Annotated in this window: 2 protein-coding genes and 1 pseudogene; all 3 read left to right on the top strand. The window is 24.5% G+C overall.

Annotated elements, in window-relative coordinates; all coding sequences use genetic code 11:
* Positions 1-63 precede the first annotated feature (63 nt).
* Complete coding sequence (locus RI68_RS04495) at positions 64-450, top strand: sigma-70 family RNA polymerase sigma factor (RefSeq protein WP_261974293.1); 387 nt, start codon at positions 64-66, stop codon at positions 448-450.
* Positions 405-668 (top strand): hypothetical protein, encoded by a 264-nt coding sequence (locus RI68_RS04490; protein WP_261974292.1) that lies wholly within the window; start codon positions 405-407, stop codon positions 666-668. Before RI68_RS04495 ends, RI68_RS04490 begins: the two co-directional genes overlap by 46 nt.
* A gap of 180 nt (positions 669-848) precedes the next feature.
* A pseudogene (locus RI68_RS04355) lies at positions 849-951 on the top strand (single-stranded DNA-binding protein); the annotation flags it as partial.

Here is a 951-nt window from a genome sequence, read left to right as displayed (position 1 = left end):
TTATTATTCAAGACTAAAATAATTTTCTTATCTTTTCTAAAAACGTTTTTAGAAAGGAATTAAATGTTAAGACAAGAATTATTTAAAGATTTTTTAAAAAATAAAAAGAATTTAACAATTCGCCATCAACTAATCAATTTACATTTACCCTTAGCAAAAAAACTAGTTTCTAAATTTAAATATTATCCACGTGTCATTCAAAAAGATGATTTATACCAAGAAGGGGTTTTAGGATTAATCAAGGCTTTAGATAAATATGTAGATTTCGGTTATGACTTTATCGCTTATGCGACACCAACTATAAAATCAGAAATCAGAGAATTAATAAGAAAAAGCCATTCTCCTTCAATTCCTCAAAAAACTCATAAAACTAATAGCACTTCTTTTCAAGAAAAAAACATTCATTGGAGAAAGGAAATAGAAGTCCTAACCCACATCAATTATGGTTAAAACAAGCAAATCATGAACTCTTATTAAAGAAACTAAAAACTAAATTAAGCAAAAAAGAATTTAATATCATTAGATTAAGTTTTGGCATTCCTTTAGGAAATATCAATGAAGATTATCAACCGAGTTATTCTAATCATGAAATAGCCTATAAACTTAATTTAACTTTAAGACAAGTAGAAGCTCTTAAAAATATAGCAATCAATAAATTGAAAAAATAAATGATATGAAACTAGAAAATATTTTCTATCTTTTAATATTTTGCTTGCATTGTTTGTTTCTATTATCTTTAGTTGAGACTATTACTTAGTGTAAAATTTAAACTCAATACAAAAAACAACTTTCCTAAATAAACACAACATCATCAACATTAAAAAAAATTAGAAAAGAGAAATAAAATTATGTTAAACAACATTCAATTAATCGGTCGAATTACACATGACCTCGAAAAACAATATCTTAAGGTTAACAACGAACAAATTCCTAAAATAGATTTTCAATTAG

It is taken from the genome of Vaccinium witches'-broom phytoplasma str. VAC (assembly GCF_000309405.1).
GTDB lineage: Bacteria > Bacillota_I > Bacilli_A > Acholeplasmatales > Acholeplasmataceae > Phytoplasma.
The sequence above is the reverse complement of the archived record's forward strand: the minus strand, read 5'-3'. Positions and strand labels throughout refer to the sequence as shown.

What these genes read in the sequence shown, in the direction of transcription:
- RI68_RS04495 (WP_261974293.1), top strand. Translation starts at nt 64, where the DNA reads ATGTTAAGACAAGAATTATTTAAAGATTTTTTAAAAAATAAAAAGAAT.